The organism is Pseudomonas sp. TWI929 (assembly GCF_039673335.1).
GTDB lineage: Bacteria > Pseudomonadota > Gammaproteobacteria > Pseudomonadales > Pseudomonadaceae > Aquipseudomonas.
Map to the genome: position 1 here is coordinate 1 of NZ_JBDJLK010000187.1, position 548 is coordinate 548.

The 548-nt window shown below is 66.4% G+C and carries 1 pseudogene; it reads left to right on the forward strand.

The window, feature by feature from the left end:
* Positions 1-548, forward strand: a pseudogene (locus ABE456_RS28480) (non-ribosomal peptide synthetase); the annotation flags it as partial.

Sequence of the window (548 nt, forward strand, 5' to 3'; positions counted from 1 at the left end):
CTGGACCTGCCAGCCAGACGAAAGCATCAGCGTGCCGATCGGCCAGCCGATCGATAACCTGAAAACCCACATCCTCGAAGGCAGCCTGCAACCGGCGGTACGTGGCAGTGCCGGCGAGCTGTACCTCGGTGGCGTCGGCCTGGCCCGTGGTTACCACCAGCGCCCAGCGCTGACTGCCGAACGCTTCGTGCCGGACCCGTTCAGCGCCAACGGCGGGCGCCTGTACCGTACCGGCGACCTGGCGCGCTACCGCGCCGATGGGGTGATCGACTACGCCGGGCGTATCGACCACCAGGTGAAGATCCGCGGCCTGCGCATCGAGCTGGGCGAGATCGAAGCACGCCTGCTGGAACTGCCGAGCGTGCAGGAAGCGGTAGTGCTGGCCCAGGACGGGCCGAGTGGCAAACAACTGGTGGGCTATGTGGTGCCTGCCGACAGCACGCAAGACCAGGGTGCATTGCGCGACAACCTGCGCGAAGCACTGAAAGCCGGTCTGCCGGACTACATGGTGCCGGCGCACCTGTTGCTGCTCGACAAGCTGCCGGTAA